The sequence below is a fragment of the Rhodococcus sp. ARP2 genome (assembly GCF_001029585.1).
GTDB classification, from domain to species: Bacteria; Actinomycetota; Actinomycetes; order Mycobacteriales; family Mycobacteriaceae; genus Rhodococcus_F; species Rhodococcus_F erythropolis.
This window is the reverse complement of the sequence record NZ_LEKE01000109.1, coordinates 50645-72917: the sequence shown is the minus strand read 5'-3', so window position 1 is coordinate 72917 and position 22273 is coordinate 50645. Positions and strand designations below refer to the sequence as shown.

Here is a 22273-nt window from a genome sequence, read left to right as displayed (position 1 = left end):
CTCCCCCGCCGGCACCGGAGACCACGCCGCCCCCCGCACCGCCCGCGGATCCTGCTGCACCGACGACGGCAGCACCCACGACTACGCCGACGCCGACCGAAGTTCCCGGTCAGACTTGCAGGACGGTCAACTGATGTCGTCCAACGCAGCTGCGGGGACGGCTTTTCCGAGTCCGCCCGGAGGTTTTGCCCCGGCGCCGGTCCAGTCGACCCGCCGAAACGTGGAGCTGCTGCTCCTGGGCTTTGCCGTCATCATCACGACGGTCTCGCTTCTGCTCGTCGAGGCGAGCCAGGAACAGAAGATCACGCTGGACCTCGCCAAGTACGCGCTCGCGTACACGGGCTTGTTCCTGATCGCGCACTTGGCAATTCGGCGGTATGCGCCGTACGCCGATCCGCTGCTGCTGCCGATCGTCGCCCTGCTCAACGGCCTCGGGTTGGTGCTCATCCACCGACTCGACCTCGCCGACGAACAGACAGCGCTCTACAACGGCGTCGAGGCACCGTCACCGGATGCGAACCAGCAGGTCATGTGGACTGCACTGGCGATCACCGGTTTCGTGTTGCTGCTCGTGTTCTTGAAGGACTACCGCCTGATGGCGCGGTTCAGCTACACGCTTGGCCTCGCGGGCCTGGTGTTCCTGGCGATTCCCGCGATCCTGCCGGCGAAGTTCTCGAGCGTGAACGGCGCAAAAATCTGGATTCGCCTGCCCGGATTCAGCATTCAGCCAGGTGAGTTCGCGAAGATCCTGCTCATCATCTTCTTCGCGTCCGTGCTCGTCGCCAAGCGCGACCTGTTCACCTCGGCCGGTAAACACTTCCTGGGCATGGACTTTCCGCGTGCCCGCGACCTGGGCCCGATCCTGCTCGCCTGGATCGTCTCGGTGGGTGTGCTCGTCTTCGAAACCGACCTCGGTACGTCGTTGCTGCTCTTCAGCACCGTGCTGGTGATGCTCTACATCGCGACCGAGCGTGTGGGCTGGCTGGTGATCGGCGGCGGACTGCTCGCCATCGGATTCTTCTTCGCCTACAAGATGTTCGGACACGTGCGCGTTCGCGTCGACACCTGGCTGGACCCGCTCGGCGACTACGCCAATACCGGGTATCAGATCTCACAATCGCTCTTCGGCCTGGCCACCGGTGGTATCGCCGGGACAGGTCTGGGCAGTGGCCGGCCCAACCAGGTGCCGTTCGCGAAGACGGACTTCATCATCGCGACCATCGGCGAAGAGCTCGGTCTGATCGGCCTGGCCGCTGTGCTGATGCTGTTCCTGCTTCTGATCGTGCGCGGCCTGCGTACGGCGTTGGCGGTGCGCGACAGCTTCGGCAAACTGCTGGCCGCCGGTCTGTCGTTCACCATCGCGATCCAGATCTTTGTCGTCGTCGGCGGCGTCACCAAGCTGATCCCGCTGACGGGTCTGACTACACCGTTCATGTCGTACGGCGGCTCGTCGCTGCTCGCGAACTACCTACTGCTGGCCATCCTCGTCCGGATCTCGGACGCGGCTCGTGCGCCGGTAGTGACGAAGAAGAAAGGTCCGCCCCCAATCGCTGACGCCAATACCGAGATGATGCCGCGCGTATGAACACTCCACTGCGCCGCGTCGCGATGGCCGTCATGGTGATGGTCGTCGCGCTCCTCGCCAACGCCACGTACGTACAGGTCATCAAGGCTGACGACCTGCGAGCCGACCCGCGCAACTCGCGGGTGCTGCTCGACGAGTACTCACGCCAGCGAGGTCAGATCTCGGCTTCCGGTCAGGTGCTTGCCGCCTCCCGCGCCACCGACGACCGGTACAAGTACCTGCGCGAGTATCCGAATCCGTACCCGTACGCACCGGTCACGGGCTTTTACTCGATGCAGTACGGCAGCGCCGGCCTCGAGCGCACCGAGGACCCGATTCTCAACGGCTCGGACAACCGGCTGTTCAGTCAGCGCTTCTTCGACCTGGTGTCCGGACGCGATCCGCGCGGCGGCAACGTCGTCACGACGCTCAATCCGGCGATGCAGCAGGTGGCGTACGACCAGCTGACCAGCAAGGGTTACACCGGTTCCGTCGTCGCGATCGAGCCGAGCACCGGACGCATCCTGACGATGGTCAGCACTCCGAGCTACGACCCGAACCTGCTTGCCAGCCACGACGGTGCCGAAACCACGAAGGCGTGGGACGAGCTCAACGCCGATCCCAACGATCCGCTGGTCAACCGCGCGATCTCGCAGACCTACCCACCCGGCTCGACGTTCAAGGTGCTCACCACGGCCGCAGCTCTTGGCAACGGTGCGACGCCGGACGACCAGCTGACCGCGGCTCCGCAGATCACGCTGCCCGGCACCAGCACGACCCTCGAGAACTACAACGGCAGCACCTGCGGCCCCAACCCGACGGCGTCGTTGCGCGACGCGTTTGCGCGCTCGTGCAACACGGCTTTCGTCGAACTGGGCATCAAGGACGGCGCGGACGCCATCAAGGACGAGGCCAGCGCTTTCGGCATCGGGCCCAACACTCCGGCGATCCCGCTGCCGGTTGCTGACAGCACCGTCGGCGACATCTCCGACGACGCGGCTCTCGGCCAGACCAGTATCGGCCAGCGCGACGTCGCGGTGACCCCGCTCGAGAATGCAGTGATCGCCGCGACCGTCGCCAACGGCGGTGTGCGGATGCAGCCCAACCTGATCTCCCAGTTGCAGGCACCGGATCTGACCGATCTCAGTACGCCGTCACCGGTGTCGATGGGTCAGGCCATCTCGCCGGCAGTGGCCGCAACGCTGACTGATCTGATGATCGGCTCGGAGAACTTCACAGGCGGCGACGGCAAGATCCCCGGGGTTCAGATCGCGTCCAAGACCGGTACCGCCGAGCACGGCGTGAACCCGCGGGAAACTCCGCCGCACGCCTGGTACATCGCTTTTGCACCGGCGCAGAATCCGACGGTCGCCGTGGCCGTCATCGTCGAGAACGGTGGTGACCGCGGACTTGCCGCTACCGGTGGCTCGGTTGCTGCGCCGATCGGTCGTGCAGTCATCGCAGCCGGAATCCAAGGGGGCTGAACCGTGGCGTTGAACAACGGCGCTTTGATCGCCGATCGTTACCGATTGATCCGTCTCATCGCCACCGGTGGGATGGGTCAGGTGTGGGAAGCCACCGACTCCCGGCTCAACCGTCGCGTCGCCGTCAAGGTACTCAAGTCCGAGTTCTCTTCCGATCCGGAGTTCTTGGAGCGCTTCCGCTTCGAGGCCCGCACCACCGCGCAGCTCAACCACCCCGGTATCGCCGGAATCTACGACTACGGGGAGACCCGCGACAGCTCGGGCGATTCCACGGCGTACCTGGTGATGGAACTCGTCAACGGTGAGCCGCTCAACGCCGTCCTGGCACGCGTCGGCCGCCTGGCGGTTCCGCATGCCCTCGACATGCTCGAGCAGACCGGCCGCGCCCTGCAGGTCGCACACGACGCCGGTGTCGTGCACCGCGACGTGAAGCCGGGCAACATCCTCATCACGCCGACGGGCCAGGTGAAGATCACGGACTTCGGCATCGCCAAGGCCGTCGAGAATTCTCCTGTCACGCGCACGGGAATGGTGATGGGCACCGCCCAGTACATCGCGCCCGAGCAGGCCCTCGGTCAGGACGCGACCGCGGCGAGTGACGTGTACTCGCTGGGAATCGTCGGATACGAAGCACTTTCGGGTCGACGCCCGTTCACCGGTGACGGCGCGCTCACCGTCGCGATGAAGCACGTGCAGGAAACCCCGGCGCCGATGCCGGCCGACCTGCCGCCGAACATCCGCGAGCTCATCGACATCACGTTGACCAAGGATCCGGCCGGCCGTTACGCCAGTGGCGGTGAGTTCGCCGACGCCGTTGCAGCCGTTCGGGCAGGGAGGCGTCCACCGCCGCCCGGTCTGCTCGCCACCGGTGCCGCGAGCGCGTTGCCGGCTACGGGTGCCACGCAGGTCATGCCGCCGACGTACGCGGGCCCGGTGACGGGCGCAGCTGTTGCGGACGACGCGGCAGCCGGCGGAATGACCAGTGGGCAGAAGGCCGTGGCATGGGCCGGCGGCGGGTTGATCTTGTTGGCGTTGATCATCGGCGGAGTCTGGATCGCGACCGACGGTCCGAGCGACCCGACGCCGCCCGTCGTCACGTCCACGACGTTGCCGACCACGACGACGACCAAGCCCACCACCACGACGACTCGGCCGACGACGACGACCACCGAGCCGACAACCACGACGACTCGGCCGACGACAACCACGACCGAGCCGACAACCACCACGACAACGCCGACCACGACAACAACAACTCCGACGACCACAACCACCACCACGACGACAACGACGACCACAACGACCACTGAGCCGTTGGCGGATCCCGGAGACGCTGAAGAACCGCTAGGACAAGACCAATGACGACACCCCGCAATCTCTCCTCCCGCTACGAGCTGGGTGAGATTCTCGGCTTCGGCGGAATGTCCGAGGTTCACCTGGCGCGCGACCTCCGACTCAGCCGCGACGTCGCAATCAAGGTGCTGCGTGCAGACCTCGCGCGCGATCCCACGTTCTACTTGCGGTTCCGTCGTGAGGCGCAGAACGCTGCCGCGCTGAACCATCCGGCGATCGTGGCCGTCTACGACACCGGTGAAGCCGAGACCGACGCCGGGCCGCTGCCGTACATCGTCATGGAGTACGTCGACGGCGACACGTTGCGTGACATCGTGCGCAGCACCGGGCCGATGACTCCGCGCAAGGCGATGGAAGTGATCGCGGACGTGTGCGCCGCTTTGGACTTCAGCCACCGCAACGGCATCGTGCACCGCGACGTCAAGCCCGCCAACATCATGATCAACCGTGCCGGCGCCGTGAAGGTGATGGACTTCGGTATCGCCCGTGCCATTTCCGACGCGTCGAGCCCGATGACGCAGACGGCCGCCGTGATCGGCACCGCTCAGTACCTTTCGCCGGAGCAGGCGCGAGGTGAGCAGGTGGACGCACGTTCGGACGTCTACTCGCTCGGTTGTGTGCTGTTCGAGATTCTGACGGGCGAGCCGCCGTTCAAGGGTGATTCACCGGTCGCCGTGGCGTACCAGCATGTTCGTGAGGATCCGCAGACGCCGTCGGAGATCAATCCCGACATTCCGCGCGAGCTGGATTCGATCATTCTCAAGGCGATGAGCAAGAACCCGGCCAACCGCTACCAGAGCGCCGGCGACATGCGCAGCGACTTGGTACGCGTTCTGGGCGGTCAGCGTCCGAGTGCGCCGATGGTGATGAACGACGAGGACCGCACCACCATCCTCGGCGCCGTCGGCTCCGACACCGGGAACTACCGCACCGCTCCCGATCCGGTCGAGCCGGTTCCTACGCGGACAACTCGCGCCGCCGAGCCGCCTGCCAAGAAGAAGGGCGGACGCTACGCCCTGATGGGCATCGCGGCACTTCTGGTGATCGGTCTGGTGACGTTCTTCCTGATCCGGGTGAACTCGCCGAAGGTCGAGATGGTGACCGTTCCGGGTGACCTGACCAACCAGCCCGCCGACGTCGCCGAGGCGACGCTGACCAACGCCGGATTCCAGGTGGAGCGTCAGCAGAAGACGGACAAGGTGATCGCCGCCGGAAACGTCATCACGACGCGTCCGGTTGCCGGGGTGCGCATCGAGAAGGGCAGCACCGTCACCATCGACGTGTCCACCGGCCCCGAGCAGGTCGCGATCCCGCGCCTGACCGGGCTGAGCCAGGACGACGCCGAGAAGAAGCTCAACTCCGTCGGACTCCGACTCGATCCGACAATCGGCAAGGCCGCGTCGACCATTGCCGAGGTCGACAAGATCGTCAATCAGGATCCGGCCGTCGGAGTGTCGGTTGTTCTCGATTCCGCGGTCTCGATCACTGTCGGCACCGGTCCGGAGCAGGTTCGGGTCCCGGATGTGACCGGTCAGCGTGAAGAGGTGGCGAGGCCCAACATCGAAGGTGCCGGGTTCGTCGTCCAGATCACGGAGATCGATTCGGGACTGCCGAAGGGACAGGTCGTTTCGACCGACCCGACCGGCGGCACGTCGGCCACCAAGGGTTCGACCGTGACGCTGCGGGTGTCCAACGGCAACCAGGTCGCGATGCCTGATCTGACCAACAAGACGGTGTCCGAGGCGTTGACCACGCTTCGCGCAGCCGGCTGGGCGGGAACTGCATCGCAGCTGGTGCAGAACCAGAGCACGACGCTCACCCCGGAAATGGTGGGCAAGATCGTCTCGCAGACGCAGCCTCCGGGCTCGGAGATCTCCAAGGACGCGGTCATCACCGTCAGCGTCGGAGCGCTCGGAATCCCCGGCCGCTAGCAAAGTGAAAAAGTGCCTCCCGGAGATTTCCGGGAGGCACTTTTTTGTGGACAGGTGTCAGAGAATTGCGGGCAATGCGCCGCCGAGCGCCGACGCGACCTCGGCCTCGAGGGCTGCGACGAGCCCTTCCGGGGGCGCCTCACCGCAGACTGCGAGCCAGTTCGCGAGCATCCGGTGCCCACCTTGAGTGAGAACGGACTCGGGGTGGAACTGGACGCCGTGAATCGGCAGTTCGCGGTGACGCATCGCCATCACGACGCCGCTCTCGGTGTGTGCGGTCACCTCGAGTTCCTCGGGAATGGTGTCCTCGAGAACCGTCAGCGAGTGGTAGCGGGTAGCGGTGAACGGATCGGGCAGCCCGGCCAGGACGCCGACGTCCTTGTGGTGAACCAGACTCGTCTTGCCGTGAAGCAGTTCGGGCGCACGGTCGACGGTTCCGCCGAAAGCCGCACCGATCGCCTGATGTCCGAGGCAGACGCCGAGCAGCGGGGTCTTGGTGTCGGCGCAGACCTTCACCAGATCCATCGTCGCTCCCGCGCGCTGCGGAGTTCCGGGGCCAGGGCTCAGGAGAATGCCGTCGAACTGCGCTACTGCACCCTCGAGGTCTGCTGTCAGTTGTGGATCGTCGTTGCGCCAGACCACGGCTTCGGTTCCGAGCTGGCCGAGGTACTGCACCAGGTTGAACACAAAGCTGTCGTAGTTGTCGACGACGAGAATCCTCATGAGAGCAGGGTAAACGCCCGTGCTATCCGCCGGTATAGGCGGGGACCGTGATCTGCGACGGTGTCGCCTGCGTGTACCCGAGGCCGAAGCGGGTCGCGTACTGCTTGTAGATCCGAATGCCCGGTTCGGCAGCGAGTGCCGCCTCGAGGCGCGCAACATCGCCGATCGCGCTCATCACGTACGGCGGACTGTAGGTACGGCCGTGAAGAAGGAGGGTGTTTCCGATGCACCGCGGCGCCGACGTACTGATGATCCGTTGGTCCTGCATGCCCACCGCTTCGGCCCCGCCGGCCCACAGTGCGTTCAGCACGCTCTGGACGTCCTGCTGATGCACGACGAGGTCGTCCGGGGTGGCGTCGACCGGATACTTGCCTTCGGCGTTGCGCGGGGCGTCCGTCATGGTGACCACGACGCCGGGGCCGGTCATCTCCGTCAGTCCCGCGTCGGCGGAGATGTTCTTGATGTCACCGAGAGCGGCGGCCACGCCGGCGTCGGACCGAGCGGCGTCTTCCTGCAACGAATCGAGCTGAGCGGCAAGTTCGTCCCGGTCGGCCGAAACTTTTTCGGCGTTGGCCTGTGCACTGCGGACCAGATCGGAGAGCCTGGTGCTTTCGGTGACCTGAAGCTGATTTTCCTCGGCGGATCTCTGCGCCGTAGCGACCATCAGACCGGCTACCAGGCAGACGGCAAGAACACCGATGTGCCAGACGGTTCGTGAAGATTCACCCGAAGACACGTGGCTCCTCCCGGATTGTGCAGGTCGGCCGGTGACCAACTGGACACAGCTACGTTAGCGTGTAGGTAACACATGCAGGTCACACCGTAGAGCGAGGACGCCATGCCCAAGTCGAAGGTCCGTAAGAAGAACGACTACACAGTCAACCCAGCAAACCGCACTCCGGTGAAGGTGAAGATGGGTCCGTCGAGCACGTTGTACGTCTCCGTGATGCTCGGATTCATGCTTCTCGGCCTGGCGTGGTTGATTGTGTACTACTTGGCCGCGGATTCGATCACGTGGATGAACGACTTGGGAAACTATAACTTCCTCGTCGGCTTCGGCTTCATGGTTGTGGGCCTTGTGATGACCATGAGATGGCGCTGACCAGCGATTATCTGATTCGGCTCGAATCGTGACCGTCTCTCAATTACATGGGTGTCATTCATCCCCATTGTGGATAACTCCTGTGGACAACCTAGGAAGTTATCCACATGCTCGAGGATGAATTTCATCCACAGCCTCGTGACAACGCCACCGAGGTCGTCTCGTGGGCCACTCCGATGGGTGTTGTCTACGCGATGTTCGGCGGCGGAATTGCCCTCGCGATCGCCTCGATAATCGCGCCCACGGAGCCTGCCGGACGCTTCCTGCTCGCCCTCGCGGTGATCGGGCTGTTCGTGATGGGCGGCCTCGCCCTGCGTCAGCGCCCCCGCCTGGCAGTGATCGAAGAGGCGGGAACAAAGTCGATCGCGGTACAGCGACTGCGCGCCCGGCACACGTTCACCCGCGAACAGATCGACCGCGTGCGTCTCGTCCGCTACCCGCGTCTGGGTCGACGCGTCCCGATGCTCGAGATCGACATCGTCGACCGGCCCACCGACACGGAGAAGCTGTTGATCTTCGGACGCTGGGATCTCGGTACGACGCCGGAGGACGTCCTGGACGTGCTTACCGTCCACGGTTTGGTGCCGCCCGAGAAGTAAGCGCGGGTTACATGGCCAGTGCCGCGAGGTCCGGCTGCACGATGTCGAGAGCCTGCTGCGGCACCGCGACGGCGTCGCTCGACCATCCCCAGATCGAGTACAGCTCGCGGCCGGGGTCGGTGTACCCGTCGCGGCCGTGAAGCACCCGGTAGTTGTCGATGCAGATCATCTCGCCGGCTTCGGCACGGAACATCGGCCCGCTGTCTCGCACGTGAATCACGGCCTCACTCCACTGCTTCACCAGCGGCCACTGCGCTTCTTCCGATTCACCGGCGATCGGCGCGAGGTACGGGTGGTACCGAACCTGGTTGCGTCCACTCGGCACCGTCCGGGCGATCGGCGCAAATGCGTTCTGCGGGAAGTTCGGTTCCGAATGGTCGATGTCTGTGCTCCAACAGAATTCGGCCAGCTCCGCTGTTGCGGGATCGAAGGCGAGCAATCGCGTCAGTTTGACCGCGTCGATGAGAAACGAGTCGCCCCCACTCGGGTACGCCGGGCGCTTGCACCACAGAAACAGGTAATCGGGAGCGTAATCGCCGAAAGCAAAACCGTCGTTGTGGGCGGTCATCCGCTCGCCGGAGATACCGAACGAGCGCTTGCGCCCGCGTTCGTCCACCGGTTGGGTGTCGACGACAGCGGCTTCGGCATCCTGACTTTTGGCGCTCGCCTCGAACTGGCGGCCGACGCGAATGCACTTCTCACCGAGCAACTTCGACGCGAACGCAATGGCATCTTCCTCGGTGTGCAGCCCACCGAAGACCGCGGCGCCGTCCAGCGCGATTGCCGCCCGGACGGCCTCGACCGTCTCCACGCGCCGCGGAACAACACTTGCCAGCGTCAAATCGGAAGAGAACATTCATCACTCCATACGTCGAGTTCGCCAAACGGTTCAACTCGAGCGTAGGAACTCGTCATTTCGACGGCGTAACCCCGGAAACCGATTCGGTTACGGAGCCAGCCTTTCAGATCACCCAGCCTTTCAAATCACCTTGCCCGGGTTCATGATTCCGTGAGGGTCGAGTGCGCCCTTGATTGCATGATGCATCGCGACGACTGCCGGTGACAGTTCTTGCGCCAGGCCACCCATTTTCAGTAGGCCGACGCCGTGTTCACCGGTGACGGTTCCGCCCAACTCGAGGGCATTGTCGATGATCTCGGCAAAAGCCGCCTGAGCACGCCTCCGCGCCGCTTCGTCGTCGTGTGGCGTGATCAGCAGCGGATGCAGGTTGCCGTCACCCGCGTGCGCGATGTTCGCGATGTGCGTGTCGTGCCGGGCCGAGATGGCCTCGATCCGTGCCAGCATCTCCGGGACCGCTGCCTTGGGGACACAGATGTCCTCGGTGAGCACCGGGCCGAGCCGCTCGAGGGCGGGGTACGCCAGACGCCGGGCGGAGAACAGGGCGTCGGCTTCCTCCTGGTCGGTGGATCTGGCACTCCAGGTTGCCCCGGAACGGTTGAAACAGGCCAACATTCGCTCGGCTTCGGCGTCGCCGATCTCACCAGGTGTGTCGATGCGGCCGAGCAGGACCACCTCGGCGTCGGCCGAGAGGCCCATGTTCTTCCAGGCGTCGACGGCAAGCAGGCACTGTCGATCGATCAACTCGAGGGCCGACGGCGTGAGACCGTCTGCCGCGACGGCTTCGACTGCCTTGCCCGCAGCAACGATGGAGTCGAAGTATCCGACGATGGTGCGCTCGGGATCGCGCTGAGGACGTAGCTTGACGGTTACCTCGGTGATCACCCCGAGAGTGCCTTCGGAGCCGACCATGAGCGCGGAGAGATCAAACCCAGCCACTCCCTTGGCAGTTCGACGCCCGAGCCGAACCAGCTCACCGGTTCCGGTAACCACCTGCATGCCCAGCACGTAGTCCTTGGTGACGCCGTACTTGACGCAACACAGGCCCCCGGCATTGGTCGCGACGTTGCCGCCGATCGTCGACCAGGGTGCGCTCGCCGGATCGGGCGGATACCAGAGGCCGTGCTCGGCGCACGCGTCGCGGAGGTGATCGTTGACCACTCCGGGTTCGACCACGGCCAAACGCTCGAGGGTGTTGATCTCCTTGATGGCGTTCATCGCGTCGAAGGCGATCACGACGCCGCCGGCGACTGCGTTGGCTCCACCCGACAGACCGGTGCCTGCGCCGCGCGTGACGACGGGCGCACCGTGGGCGATGCACGCCTGCACAACTGTCTGTACCTGCTCGGCTGTACGCGGGCGGACCACGGCGACGGGCATCTCGTAGGGAGCCCACTCGGCGTCGTCGTGGATGTAGCTCGCCATGATGTCGGGGTCGGTGATCAGTCGATCCGCATCGATCTGCGAGCCGAGCGCCTCGAGGAGTGTCATGCCTCCACGATAGTGACGGCGGCTACACCACCCCATGTAGATTTACTCCGAGAAACCGGAAACCGTATGGACATTCTCTCCATACTCATCGTTGGCCTGACAAGTTGGCCTGACAAGGGGGTGCGGATGCACGAGAACTGGCTACAGCTTCTCCTGGCCGAGGCATCCACCGAGGAACTGATCGAACACCGCGATCAGTTGGCCGCCGGGTCAGGCCCCGAGGTCGCAGCCGAGATCGAGCGAGAAGCCCGATCCGCACTCCAACTGCGTAGTCTCCTGGCTCAGCGCCGACAACGTGCCACCGAACTGGGCGCGCTCAACGACATCGCGTCACTGCTGACCACGATGCACGATCACCACGCCCTTCTGCAGGAGATCGTGGATCAGGCCAAACGGCTACTCGGCGTAGACCTTTCGTACCTTGCTCTCATTCACGACGACATCTTGATCATCGAAGTCACGAGCGGGGCGTATACGTCGCAACTGCTCGGCCTGACGGTTCCGTTCCGTGAAGGCCTCATCGGTCGCGTGGTCGAGAACTCCTCTCCTGCTTGGTCTCCCGACTACCGCAACGATCCCTCGTTTGCACATATCGGACCCGCCGACGACGCAGCGCGAGCCGAGAACATGCGCGGTTTGTTGGCAGTGCCGCTGACATTGAACGGCAAGATCCTGGGTGCACTCTGCGCGTGCAAGCGTCAGGAGCGCCGATTCGGCAACGAGGAAGTTGCGTTGCTGTCCGCTCTCGCAGCTCATGCCTCGGTGGCGATCGAGAATGCCCGCTCTCTCGAACGATATCGCGCGACGGTTGCAGAAGTGAATGCAGCGAATACCGAACTTGCCGAGCGCACAGCACTTCTCGAACAGACACTGACCTGGGACCGATCGCTCACACAAGTTGTCCTGCGCGGCGGCGGTGTTCGCGAACTCGTGGAAGAAACCTCCGCGTCGACGGGTTCACCGGTGTTCTTCGTGACCGGAACATCCGAGATCCCACCAGGACTGCAACGGGTGAGCGAGAGCGTCAACCGGGTCTTCGACATCCTTGCCGCTGACCGACGCGAGCAGGAGGTGACGCTCATCGTCGGTGAGCAGTTCCTGTTCGCCACCGAAGTACGCAGTGCCGGTGACCAGCTCGGAATTCTGTTCCTTCTCGCACGCCAGGAACCCACCGCCGCCATGAGGTTGGCACTCGAAAGGTCAGCCCCGGCCATTGCGCTTGCCCTGGTAGGCGAACGGGCGGCCAGGGAAGCCACTCGCCGAGCACGCGACGCATTTCTGGTCGATCTGATCACCAGGCCTGCGCCGACGCCGGCCGAAGTCACTGGTCAGTTCCGCCTGGCTGGACTCAACCCCGACCGCTCGTACACCGTCGTGGTGGCCCGCCCGGCCGACGCCGTAGACCGTACGCGTCGCAGTATCGAGGAAATTGCATTCCCGTCAGGAACTGTTGTTGCCGAGCATGGTTCACGGGTCATCGCTCTGATTCCGGGAATGTCACCAGTAGAGGTTGCGGCGGCGTGGGTGCAGCCGGCGGAGAACCCGACAGTGGGAATCGCCGATCCTGCGGTGGGAGCGGAAGGTCTGGCGCGAGCCTATGTCGAGGCACAACACACCGTCGACGTCCTCGAGACTCTCGGGCGGGCCTCCCACGTGGAACCGGCAAGTTCCCTCGGCATTTATCGAATTCTCCTCAGCCGCACCGGACGCGAAGAACTCGAATCGCTGACGCTGCGGTCCCTCGGTCCTCTCCTCGAGGAGGAGCAACGACGCGGCGTTCCGCTCTTGGACACCCTCGCGTCGTACCTGTCACACAATTGCAAGCATTCTGCGACCGCCGCCGCGCTCGCGATTCACGCCAACACTCTGTATCAACGCCTCGAATCGATCGACCGGTTGATCGGCACACAGTGGCGTCAGCCGGACCAGGCGCTCGATCTCGCGCTCCTGATCCGGCTGCGTGCCAGTGCGGGGAAACTCGGTCAGATCTGAGCGGGCTTGCTCGATCGCTTGGCCAGTGCCACCACAAGAATTGCGGCACAGAGCATCACGGCGCCCACCACCCACAGGCCTGCCTTGGCATTTCCGGTCACATCGGTGAGCCAGCCGGTGATGTACGGAGCACCGAAGCCCGACGCATTGCCGATCGAGTTGATCATGGCGATACCCGCGGCCGCGCTGGCACCCGTCAGGAACGTGGTGGGCAGGTACCAGAAGACGGGGAGCGCACAGAGGACACCGACAGCGGTGAGCGAGACCGCGATCATGACGGTGAACGGCGAATCCAGATACAGCGCAATCGGAATGGATACCGCGCCCAGGAGCGTCGGCGCAGCGACGTGCCACATTCGTTCACCGGTCTTGTCGGAATGGCGGCTCCACAGCACCATCGCGACAGCGCCGATCGCGTAGGGGACGGCCACGATCAGGCCTGTCTCGACGAGCGAGAAATCGGTGTTGAACGTCTGCTTGAATCCTGCGACGATGCTGGGCAGGAAGAAGCTCAAAGCGTAAAGGCCGTAGGTGATTCCGAAGTAGACCAGACCGAAACCGATGACGCGGGGATCGCGCAGGGTCTTGCCGGCGGACTGGTGACCGGCGTCGCCGAGTTCTTTCTCCTCGTCGGCCATGGACTTCATCAGCCAGGTGCGCTCCTCGAGGGTCAACCACTTCGCGTCGGCGGGACGGTCGGTGAGGTAGAACCAGACGACAAACGCCAAGATCACGGCGGGCAGACCCTCGATCAGGTACATCACGCGCCATCCGGCCAACCCGAACAGGCCGTCGCCGTACTGGATGATGGCAGCCGAGAGCGGGGCACCGAGCGCCGACGAGAGCGGAAGCGTCAGCAGGAACAAGCCCATCAGGCGTACGCGGTACTTCTTCGGGAACCAGAAGGTCAGGTAGAGAAGAACTCCGGGGAAGAAGCCGGCCTCGGCGATTCCCAGCAGAATGCGGAGGAAATAGAGGCTGCCCACGTTGGGCACGAATGCCAGCGCAGCGGCGAGGATGCCCCAGGTGAGCATGATGCGCGCGATCCACAGCCGGGCGCCGAAGCGGTGCAGGGCCAGGTTGCTCGGCACCTCGAACAGCAGATAGCCGACAAAGAAGAGTCCGGAGGCGAGGCCGAACATCGTCTCGGTCATCCCGAGGTCGGCGCTCATGGTGAGCTTCGCGAAGGCGATGTTCGTACGATCCAGATAGTTCACGAAATAGAGCAGGATCAGGAAGGGAATCAGCCGGCGCGCTACCTTCTTCACCACGCGAGATTCGATCTCGCTCGGCGCAACCCCACCGTCAGTGGTGGTGCTATCGGTGGAGGTCATGGCAGGGGTACTCCTCGAAAAAGGTCAGCGGTGCTATCTACGAAGTGACTCAAGCCACAGTAGAAGCACCACCGAGCCCAACCTATGTGGACAATCTCTACAGAAGCCGTCCCTGCATGTGCGTTTACTCCCAACGATCCGGCGAATGACCCGCAGCAGTCTGACGAACGTCCCTGAACAGTCGAAGGCGACAAACCCGCCTGAGCTGGGGGTTTAGCGCTAAGAGCACCGAGTCACTGGCTAGTGTTATCGGCGAAATAGCCAGAGCAAGTGCGGACGCACCGCGTGACTTGAAGGACAGAACATGACGAAGATGGTTCGGACCACGATGACCCGCCGGTCCTCCACCGCAGTCGCTGCCACCATCGCGGCGGTCGCACTATTCGCCTCCGCCTGCGGCAGCGACTCCGACAAGACCGACTCCGACAAGAGCGCTGCCGGCGCCTCGTCCGCTACATCCTCGGCCACCGTCGGAGGGAAGACGCTCGACGCCAAATTCGAGACGAAGTGCGCAAAGGACGGCGGCACGACAGTTATGACACTTCTCGACGCGGAAAATGCCACCTACGGCATGTTGACCGTCACAGCCATCATCGATGAATCCGGCACGGTTCAGACTGCTGGAATCGCCGGAAGCGAGGGTGGATCGAACGGTCTGCCGTACACCGCCGGATTCGCACCGGGACTGCCTGGCGGATCTGCCAGTGCCAAGCAGGACGGCAATACCTTCGTGGTGACGGGCGAGGGAATCGGCGCCCGGGACAAGGGCGACCCGACGGAGACCTCGAGCTTCGAGATCACGTTCGCGTGCGAGTCCATCATCGGCGGCTGATCCATAGAACGGCTGGGTCCTAGGATTCTTGCTAACTGATTCCCAGCTGTTCGCGCAGTTGGACGACGCGGAGCACGATGACTCCCAACGTCACCACAGTGACGGCACCAAAAGCGATCCAGCCGATCCGCACTGCTTTCACGCGGTTCTCACCGGCGCCCAACCACTGTGGGGCGTACAGGAATGCAGCGGCCGTTGCAGCACCTGCCACCAGACCTCCCGCGTGACCCCAGAACGAGATCCCGGGCAGCGAAATGCTGATGATCACATTGATCGCGATCACCGAGATGATCGGGACCGGGCTTCGACGCAAACGCAGTAGAAGGACGGCCTGTGCGCCCATGATGCCGAAGATTGCACCCGACGCTCCAGCGGTCCAGGACAGGGCCGTGAGCGAGGAGAACACCGGCTGGAACGCCATCACCGAGGCGGAACCGCCGAGGAGCGAAACCAGGTAGATGCCGATGTACCGGGAGCGGCCCATCACGATTTCGGTGTCGCGCCCCAGGATGTAGAGGGCGTACATGTTGACCGCGAGGTGCAAGATGCCGAAGTGCAAGAACCCGGAGCCGATGAGCCGGAACCAGTCACCGCTGGCGACCAGACCCGGATTGAGTGCCCAGTTCGCGAAGATCGACGAGCCGACCTGATTGTTCATGATGCTTCGCGACTGCGCGAAGGTGGCGAGGAACGCCAGGACGTTGAGCCCCATCAAGGTGTACGTCACGATCGGGACCGCGCGGGCGGGGCTCACGGTGTTTCCGGCGACGCCCCGAACGGGGCGGACATCGCGTTGGCCGGCAGCTACACAGTCAACACATTGGTATCCCACCGCCGCCTCGCGGAGGCAGTCCGGGCACGCCGGACGTCCACAACGATTGCAGGAAAGTGCGGTGGGTCGATCTGGATGGCGGACGCACCGCGGTTGGGGCGGGATGCCCTCACTCGCACCGCCGCCCCAACCGGGGTTCGTCATCTGCTTGTTTTACCTGTTCAGGAGATGGTGATGCTGTTGATCACGACGGGCTCGACCGGACGATCGCCACGATCGACGGCGGTGGAGGAGATAGCGTCGACAACCTTCTTGGAATCGTCGTCGAGAACCTCACCGAAGATGGTGTGGCGACGGTTCAGGTGCGGCGTCGGGCCGGTGGTGATGAAGAACTGCGAGCCGTTGGTTCCCGGGCCTGCGTTGGCCATGGCCAGCAGGTAGGAGCGGTCGAACTGCAGTTCCGGGTGGAACTCGTCACCGAACTTGTAGCCCGGGCCGCCGGTGCCGGTTCCGGTGGGGTCGCCACCCTGGATCATGAAGCCGTCGATGACGCGGTGGAAGATGGCACCGTCGTAGAACGGGCCGGTCTTGGTGCCGGCGGCGTTTGCGGTGGTGTACTCCTTCGAGCCGTCGGCGAGGCCGACGAAGTTCTCGACGGTCTTCGGCGCATGGTTGCCGAACAGAGCGATCTTGATGTCGCCGCGGTTCGTGTGCAGCGTTGCGGTTGCGGTCTGATGAGTTGAAGTCACACCACCATCGTGCCATTGCCGGCGTTCTCGCGGATGTCGCCCCGCAAAACTCTCCCTGTCCCCGCCTCACTGTTATGGCACAGTGAAGTCATGACACGAGTGACCGAGTCCCTCAGCACGCAGTTGCCCGACACCTTCGATCACGCGCGCGCCCGCGTCGAGGACACCTTCGACGAGACTGCCGCCTACCTCGAAGAGACAGCGGCTCGTATCAAGGAGTCCGAGGCAGCCGACAACGCTCGCCGTATCGCCGCGGTGGTCGCCACATCGGTCGCTCGCGGCGCCGGGCAGGTCGGGTTGTTCCTGGGTCGTCAGGGCAAAGTCCTCGCCAAGAAGGGCGTCGAGCGCGCAAAGGCTATCCCCACGAAGTCCGCGGAACGCACCGAGAAGCCTCGCGGCCGCAAGCGCGTCGCCGTGTTCGTCATCGCCGGTGTTGCGGTGATCGGTGGCGCGGTGTTCTTCAAGAGCCGCCGACGCGAGCATCCGCCGGTCGCTTCCGCACCCCCTCGGCTCGAAGAGAACTCGGCCGAGAAGACCGCTTAGTCGACACACGAAAAGCCCCGGAACAGATTGTGTTCCGGGGCTTTTCGATGTTCACGTTCAGCAGTTGGACGGTGCCGGGACGTTGTTGAAGCGATCGATCATGTACCCGACGGATTCGGGTGTACCCACCAGGTACGGCGTCGCATGATTGATTGCCATGCCCGGAATGATCGGGGGCAGTTCGTTGACGGAGAACTGCACCGCCGCGCCCTTGCCGCACCAGTCTCGCGCCAGTTGCTGTCCCTGACCGAACGGAACGATGTCATCGGAGCGGCCATGCTGAATGAGCACGGGCGACTCCGGCGTCAGCTTGCCGATCTTCTGCTCGTCGAGGATCGCCTGCGCCATGGGTAGACGCGCCAGAACTGCGGAGAGTGATTCACCGGAATTGGTGAAGCTCGACGACTGCTGGAAGCCGAACTGCAATCCACTTTCGGCGACGCACTGGTTCTTGGTGGCGGCCAACATCTGTCGGCCGCGATCGTTGATCTCGGCGTCGAGCAGCGGCTGAACCTCGGGGTACTGCGCAAGGATCCCGTTGAGCGCGTAGCCGATCACTCCGGTGAGGAACGTGCCGTCGACCTGCTGCAGCGTCGCCGCCAGATCGGCGGGCGGTGCACCTGCGTACGTGCCCTTGAGGTCAAGCTCGGGAGCATACGACGGCTTCAATTCCGTTGCGGCAGCGGCAGCTCCACCACCTTGCGAGTAACCCCACAGTCCGACGGGGCCGTCGGCGGGAATGCCCGTGTTCGGGAGCTGCTGAGCGGCACGCACCGAGTCCAGAACCGCGTGCGCTTCGGCTTCGCGGTTGACGTAGGTGTGATCGCCAGGAGTTCCGAGGCCCTCGTAATCGGTGACTACGACGGCAATGCCGTTGAGCAGCAACGTGTTCACCCAGATGGACTCGTAGCCGACCATGACGTCCGTCGGGAACTGGTACTCGATACCGGTGTTGAACAGTTTGGACGGAGCGCATTGATCGCCCTGCCCATGCGTTCCTACCGCTGCGGCAACCAGTGGACGCGCCCCCTGCCCGGTCCACGGGTTCGACGGTTCGAGGTAGGTCCCCGTCACGGCAACGGGAGCACCCTTGGCGTCCTCGCTTCGGTACATGATCTTGGTGGCGGTTGCCGGCCACGCACCGTTCGATCCGGGCACGCTCAGCAGCAGTGGTGACGGCTCACTCTTGATGAGATCTCCGTTGGCACCTGCCGGAAGCTCCGACGGCGGCGTGTAGAAATCCGCCGGGTCCGCCATTGCGGCAGGGGCCGTCACAGCACCCATGACCAGTGCCGCGACGGAAACCCCGGCCGCCCACCATGCTCTGCTCTTCACGTTTCGATCTCCCCACGCTCGCCTGCGCTGTGGCTTGGCACACAGCGAACGCAGAGTAACACATACCTCACGTAACACTTTTTCGTGAGGTTTTCGCCTTAACAGGCTGACTTACAACCGTTTACGACTACTTCGTGGGCTCCAGATTGGAGGTCAGCAGCGAACGAAGCTTGTCGGTATCAGCCGAGGTCCAGGCCTCGGGGTGCAGGATCTTGGCCCACATGTCCGCTGCATCCTCGCCGTAATTGTGACCGTGCCCGGACGGGACGTCAGCCGAGAAGACCATGTCGAGGGTTACCTGCCAGAAGGTCACGAGAGGTACCCACGTCATTCCCGGATCCACGTCGCGACCCAGCGGTTCCTTGAGCCAATCCGGCTTGTTGAGCAGCAGGTCGAAGGACCACCATGTGATCGGGTCGCTGGCGTGCTGCCAGTACACGATGCGATCGTCGTCCCAGTCGGACTTCAGCTCCAGATCTTCCGGATCACCGGCAAACCGAATTGCCTGGCCACCGTCGATCACCGGCAGGATCTCCGGTGAGCCCGAGTCGCGGCTGTCCGTGATTTCCTGCCACTGAGCAGTGAAGTTGGGGGTTCCGACCCACAGTGCGCCGTCGACGCGCGTCATCATGTCCTGAGCGCCGGCAAATGCGGCCTGGCCACCGTAGGAGCCGAGGCTCTCACCGAAGACAACCAGCTCGGGCCGCGTCTCCACGGGCAGGTCGATCCACTTGGCGTACACCGCGTTGAAGAGTGCGCGACCGGCAATCATCGGCGTCTCACGGTCGGCGATGAAGGCCAACGGACTCGGAAGGAACGAGTACTGCATCGACGCGATCGCCGTGTCCCCGCCCTCGACGTACTCGAACGCCGACGCGACGTCCTCGTTCACCCAACCGCGGCCGGTGGTCGTGACAACTGCGAGGGTTCCGCGGTCGAATCCGCCGGTGCGCTCCAACTCGTCGACGACCCGCTGTGCGACACCGTTGATCGAGTCCGAGGATTCGCGTCCGGCGTACACCCGGATCGGTTGCTTCGCTTCACGTCCGGTCAACGCGGTGATCTCGGCCGCGGTGGGACCGCTGCCCATGAAGGTGCGCCCCTCCTGGCCGAGCGAATCCCAGGCTTCGGCGGACATCGGTGAACCACTGCGCTCAGCGATCAAGGGTTGTTCGATGCCGTCCGGTGTTTCATGATCCGCACCGGAGAAACTCCAGTTCGCGAAGGCAATCAACCCGTTGTACAGCGCACCGTTCACGATGAAGATGCCGATGGCGAAGATGACGATCAAGCTGCCGACCTTCGCCGCTTCGAGGGGAACGAACCGAAGTGCGACGGCGGTGAGCTTGTTGGTGGTGAAACGAAGACCACGGCCTGCCTCGAGCAGGATGAACCAGATTCCGAGCGAAATCAGCAGCACCAGAAGGTAATTCGCCTGATTGGTGCGAGGAGCTTCGACAAGATCGCGAACGATCTGCTGCCACCACGAACCGAGGACCAAGAACGTCGGAACCAGAATGACGGCCGCGGCCAACAAGACTCGCCAGCCGATCTTCTTGGTGCGATCCGACCACTGCGGTTCGACGCCGCACTTGCGGATCATCCAGGCAACCGTCACGCCGACGCCGTATCCCATCGCGAGCGAGATGCCCGTCGCAACGCCCTGCAAGTACCACGCGCGCGGCAACAGGGAAGGACTCATCGACCAGGTGAAGAAGACCAGAGCAAAGGCAAGCCCGACCGGGTGCAGCGTCTTGCAGTAGAGGCGCAGCCGTTCCCACACACGTTTCATGCCGGAATCGTATGCGCCCCGTGCCCGAATCAGGTCACGAAGCGCACACGCGTCCAGTCTGTTTACGGGGCGAAGCGCAAAATCGCGGCAACTGCGCCGCCGCCCGGAATGTCCTCGGCGCGAACAGCGAGGACCCGAGCACCCGTCAGGAGCGCACGACGAGCGATCTCGTCGACGACCCCGTATGTACTTCCGTTGGTCGACTCACCGGTCGTGAGAGCGCCCGTCTGGGGATCGAGACTTCCGGGTACAACGGAATCGATGTCGATGAAAACGGTGTCGACCTGTCCGTACGTCGCGGCCGTTGCCACGTCGGCGACGTCGGTTTGAGTGCGACCTTGTTCCGTGCGCACATTGAAGGTGTCCCGCACCGCCGCCAACTGCTCGGCGTGGAAATCGTCGAGCGCCGGACGCGAACCGTCCGCCACCTCCTGCGTCGACAAGGCTTCCGGGTTTCCCTCGACGGTTTTGTCGACCAGGTGGCGGTACGAATTCACGGAGCGATACACCGATGCGATGGGTTCCGCAGCGGCCAGGATCAAGGGGACGTCGCGGCCGGCGAGGACACCACGGACCTCGTGATCGACTGCGCGAGCGTACTGATTGACGCGCAGCTTTCGGCTGTCCGAACCCGAGAGCCGACCCGCCTCGGTGCGACTGTTGATCGACGACTTGCCAGCGTGATCCGCAGCGTTCTTCGGCATTCCCTGAACACGAACCTCGTCGGCCGGCTGATCGGCGGCGATCTCGATCAATCGCACCGAACCTTCGGCGAGAGCGAGAACAAACGCCGTCTGGGGGAAGGTCACCGAACGGAGCAGTGGCTTGAGATGAAACCGATCGCTGACCGTTTCGAGCGCCTGCAGACGGTTGGGGAGGCGGAAGGTCACCAGACGCTCCGGCGTCGCGTACGTGACCAATGAGCGCGACTGGAAGCGCCAGAAATCGTCGTCGTCGTCGAGCTCTGCGTATTCGGCCTCGAACAGCTTGCGCTCGGCCGGATCCTCCACCGATGCGAGCGTCGAGCGGACCTGGTCCTTGAAGGCGATGCGCGCTTTGTCATGATCCTGCGGCGCATCTTCAGTCGGAGTCACGATGGTGATGCAGGTGGGCCCTTCCACCTCCGCGAGTGCGGCAATTTCACCGTGGCTGGGAATGTCGTTGTGAAGCACTACGAACCTCCTGAAATTGGGTTCTCCTCACGCTACGCCCGGCTGGTTATGACCACTAGACTTTCCGGAGAATTCGGGACGAACGGTCCATAGTGGGCGCTGTTCTGGCCACCCCACTCCGAGCGAACGGCATGTTCATCGCCTTCAGTGCGCCGAAAGTGCCGTTCGCTCAAAAGGGAGAGGGCCACGAGTCGGACACCGGCTGGCCGGACATCGGCACATCGGCATACAAAAAACACCCTCCCGGATCCCGGGAGGGTGTCTTCTTACTGTGGAGCCTAGGAGATTCGAACTCCTGACATCTGCCTTGCAAAGGCAGCGCTCTACCAACTGAGCTAAGGCCCCGTTCGGTTTTCTGACCGGAGTCAGAGTACCTAGGTTCTATCCTGTTTCCAAATCGTGCCAAACCTTGTCTCCGCGCTGACTTTTGATCAGCTTGGTGACCCCGAGAGCTACCAGAATTCCGGCCCCGACAAGCAGGAAAACCTTCATTCCAGCAACCCTTCTTCGGCACATGGGAGTGGGCCTAGGAGGACTTGAACCTCCGACCTCTTCATTATCAGTAAAGCGCTCTAACCACCTGAGCTATAGGCCCCTGAACCGATTCCAAAGATTACCCCACCGGGCCGCTGACACCAAAACGGGCCCG

The 22273-nt window shown here is 63.7% G+C and carries 19 protein-coding genes and 2 tRNA genes; 9 read left to right on the top strand and 12 right to left on the bottom strand.

Translation table 11 applies throughout. The features are described from left to right. Positions 1-133 precede the first annotated feature (133 nt). Genes ABX74_RS27035 through pknB form a run of 4 tightly spaced genes read left to right on the top strand, consistent with a single transcriptional unit; the run spans position 134 to position 6332 of the window. Complete coding sequence (locus ABX74_RS27035) at positions 134-1585, top strand: FtsW/RodA/SpoVE family cell cycle protein (protein WP_003943414.1); 1452 nt, start codon at positions 134-136, stop codon at positions 1583-1585. Beyond that, positions 1582-3048, top strand: coding sequence for a peptidoglycan D,D-transpeptidase FtsI family protein (locus ABX74_RS27030; protein ID WP_007735774.1), 1467 nt, complete (start codon positions 1582-1584; stop codon positions 3046-3048). The genes ABX74_RS27035 and ABX74_RS27030 overlap by 4 nt, the downstream gene beginning before the upstream one ends. A gap of 3 nt (positions 3049-3051) precedes the next feature. Continuing rightward, the gene (locus ABX74_RS27025; RefSeq protein ID WP_019746232.1) at positions 3052-4410 is read left to right on the top strand and encodes a protein kinase domain-containing protein; all 1359 of its coding nucleotides are present in this window, start codon (positions 3052-3054) and stop codon (positions 4408-4410) included. Continuing rightward, positions 4407-6332, top strand: coding sequence for a Stk1 family PASTA domain-containing Ser/Thr kinase (pknB, locus tag ABX74_RS27020; RefSeq protein WP_021332621.1), 1926 nt, complete (start codon positions 4407-4409; stop codon positions 6330-6332). Before ABX74_RS27025 ends, pknB begins: the two co-directional genes overlap by 4 nt. 57 nt (positions 6333-6389) lie before the next feature. On the opposite strand, the gene ABX74_RS27015 is transcribed toward pknB, so the two are convergent. Beyond that, a complete protein-coding gene (locus ABX74_RS27015; protein WP_003942537.1) occupies positions 6390-7055 on the bottom strand; it encodes an aminodeoxychorismate/anthranilate synthase component II in 666 nt (221 codons plus the stop codon). A gap of 22 nt (positions 7056-7077) precedes the next feature. After that, positions 7078-7791 (bottom strand): DUF881 domain-containing protein, encoded by a 714-nt coding sequence (locus ABX74_RS27010; RefSeq protein ID WP_020905624.1) that lies wholly within the window; start codon positions 7789-7791, stop codon positions 7078-7080. A 102-nt stretch (positions 7792-7893) separates the two neighbouring features. Between ABX74_RS27010 and crgA the strand changes: the two genes are divergently transcribed. Continuing rightward, positions 7894-8157, top strand: a complete 264-nt coding sequence (gene crgA / locus ABX74_RS27005) for a cell division protein CrgA (protein ID WP_019746229.1) — start codon at positions 7894-7896, stop codon at positions 8155-8157. Positions 8158-8264: 107 nt separating this feature from the next. Next, a complete protein-coding gene (locus ABX74_RS27000; protein WP_047890118.1) occupies positions 8265-8756 on the top strand; it encodes a PH domain-containing protein in 492 nt (163 codons plus the stop codon). A 7-nt stretch (positions 8757-8763) separates the two neighbouring features. Here ABX74_RS27000 and ABX74_RS26995 read toward each other — a convergent pair whose 3' ends face one another. Together ABX74_RS26995 and ABX74_RS26990 are read right to left on the bottom strand one after the other, a co-directional pair. Further along, the gene (locus ABX74_RS26995) at positions 8764-9612 is read right to left on the bottom strand and encodes a TauD/TfdA family dioxygenase (protein ID WP_047890117.1); all 849 of its coding nucleotides are present in this window, start codon (positions 9610-9612) and stop codon (positions 8764-8766) included. A 123-nt stretch (positions 9613-9735) separates the two neighbouring features. Further along, a complete protein-coding gene (locus tag ABX74_RS26990) occupies positions 9736-11103 on the bottom strand; it encodes an FAD-binding oxidoreductase (protein WP_024487653.1) in 1368 nt (455 codons plus the stop codon). Positions 11104-11229: 126 nt separating this feature from the next. Between ABX74_RS26990 and ABX74_RS26985 the strand changes: the two genes are divergently transcribed. Continuing rightward, positions 11230-13095 (top strand): helix-turn-helix domain-containing protein, encoded by a 1866-nt coding sequence (locus tag ABX74_RS26985; RefSeq protein WP_047890120.1) that lies wholly within the window; start codon positions 11230-11232, stop codon positions 13093-13095. Here the strand turns inward: ABX74_RS26985 and ABX74_RS26980 are convergent. Further along, positions 13086-14429, bottom strand: coding sequence for an MFS transporter (locus tag ABX74_RS26980; RefSeq protein WP_003942551.1), 1344 nt, complete (start codon positions 14427-14429; stop codon positions 13086-13088). The genes ABX74_RS26985 and ABX74_RS26980 overlap by 10 nt on opposite strands. Before the next feature lie 304 nt (positions 14430-14733). Here ABX74_RS26980 and ABX74_RS26975 point away from each other — a divergent pair, with 304 nt between their 5' ends. Next, positions 14734-15261 carry a lipoprotein LpqH gene (locus ABX74_RS26975; RefSeq protein WP_047890116.1) on the top strand — a complete coding sequence of 176 codons (528 nt, stop codon included), beginning with the start codon at positions 14734-14736 and terminating at the stop codon, positions 15259-15261. A gap of 31 nt (positions 15262-15292) precedes the next feature. Here ABX74_RS26975 and ABX74_RS26970 read toward each other — a convergent pair whose 3' ends face one another. Then, positions 15293-16237: a rhomboid family intramembrane serine protease gene (locus tag ABX74_RS26970; protein WP_031332619.1), complete on the bottom strand. Its 945-nt coding sequence runs from the start codon at positions 16235-16237 to the stop codon at positions 15293-15295. A 17-nt stretch (positions 16238-16254) separates the two neighbouring features. After that, positions 16255-16782, bottom strand: a complete 528-nt coding sequence (locus tag ABX74_RS26965; protein ID WP_007729190.1) for a peptidylprolyl isomerase — start codon at positions 16780-16782, stop codon at positions 16255-16257. 90 nt (positions 16783-16872) lie between these two features. On the opposite strand from ABX74_RS26965, the gene ABX74_RS26960 reads away from it, so the two are divergent. Then, on the top strand, positions 16873-17325 hold the full coding sequence (locus tag ABX74_RS26960; protein ID WP_019746221.1) for a hypothetical protein: 453 nt from the start codon (positions 16873-16875) through the stop codon (positions 17323-17325). 57 nt (positions 17326-17382) lie between these two features. Here ABX74_RS26960 and ABX74_RS26955 read toward each other — a convergent pair whose 3' ends face one another. The 5 genes from ABX74_RS26955 to ABX74_RS26935 form a co-directional block, all read right to left on the bottom strand. Next, a complete protein-coding gene (locus tag ABX74_RS26955; protein WP_029256819.1) occupies positions 17383-18660 on the bottom strand; it encodes a lipase family protein in 1278 nt (425 codons plus the stop codon). 127 nt (positions 18661-18787) lie between these two features. Next, complete coding sequence (locus tag ABX74_RS26950; RefSeq protein WP_047890115.1) at positions 18788-20452, bottom strand: alpha/beta hydrolase; 1665 nt, start codon at positions 20450-20452, stop codon at positions 18788-18790. Between the two features lie 62 nt (positions 20453-20514). Then, on the bottom strand, positions 20515-21624 hold the full coding sequence (locus ABX74_RS26945; protein ID WP_047890114.1) for a hypothetical protein: 1110 nt from the start codon (positions 21622-21624) through the stop codon (positions 20515-20517). 272 nt (positions 21625-21896) lie between these two features. Then, positions 21897-21969, bottom strand: a tRNA-Ala gene (locus ABX74_RS26940). Positions 21970-22145: 176 nt separating this feature from the next. Then, positions 22146-22219: transfer RNA gene (locus tag ABX74_RS26935), tRNA-Ile, on the bottom strand. Positions 22220-22273 lie beyond the last annotated feature (54 nt).

Bases quoted from the DNA above. Each gene is read 5' to 3' on its own strand.
- pknB (WP_021332621.1), top strand. From the start codon at position 4,407: ATGACGACACCCCGCAATCTCTCCTCCCGCTACGAGCTGGGTGAGATT.
- ABX74_RS26960 (WP_019746221.1), top strand. From the start codon at position 16,873: ATGACACGAGTGACCGAGTCCCTCAGCACGCAGTTGCCCGACACCTTC.
- ABX74_RS26970 (WP_031332619.1), bottom strand. From the start codon at position 16,237: ATGACGAACCCCGGTTGGGGCGGCGGTGCGAGTGAGGGCATCCCGCCC.
- ABX74_RS26985 (WP_047890120.1), top strand. From the start codon at position 11,230: ATGCACGAGAACTGGCTACAGCTTCTCCTGGCCGAGGCATCCACCGAG.
- ABX74_RS26980 (WP_003942551.1), bottom strand. From the start codon at position 14,429: ATGACCTCCACCGATAGCACCACCACTGACGGTGGGGTTGCGCCGAGC.
- ABX74_RS27015 (WP_003942537.1), bottom strand. From the start codon at position 7,055: ATGAGGATTCTCGTCGTCGACAACTACGACAGCTTTGTGTTCAACCTG.
- ABX74_RS26995 (WP_047890117.1), bottom strand. From the start codon at position 9,612: ATGTTCTCTTCCGATTTGACGCTGGCAAGTGTTGTTCCGCGGCGCGTG.
- crgA (WP_019746229.1), top strand. From the start codon at position 7,894: ATGCCCAAGTCGAAGGTCCGTAAGAAGAACGACTACACAGTCAACCCA.
- ABX74_RS27030 (WP_007735774.1), top strand. From the start codon at position 1,582: ATGAACACTCCACTGCGCCGCGTCGCGATGGCCGTCATGGTGATGGTC.
- ABX74_RS27035 (WP_003943414.1), top strand. From the start codon at position 134: ATGTCGTCCAACGCAGCTGCGGGGACGGCTTTTCCGAGTCCGCCCGGA.
- ABX74_RS26950 (WP_047890115.1), bottom strand. From the start codon at position 20,452: ATGAAACGTGTGTGGGAACGGCTGCGCCTCTACTGCAAGACGCTGCAC.
- ABX74_RS26975 (WP_047890116.1), top strand. From the start codon at position 14,734: ATGACGAAGATGGTTCGGACCACGATGACCCGCCGGTCCTCCACCGCA.
- ABX74_RS26990 (WP_024487653.1), bottom strand. From the start codon at position 11,103: ATGACACTCCTCGAGGCGCTCGGCTCGCAGATCGATGCGGATCGACTG.
- ABX74_RS27000 (WP_047890118.1), top strand. From the start codon at position 8,265: ATGCTCGAGGATGAATTTCATCCACAGCCTCGTGACAACGCCACCGAG.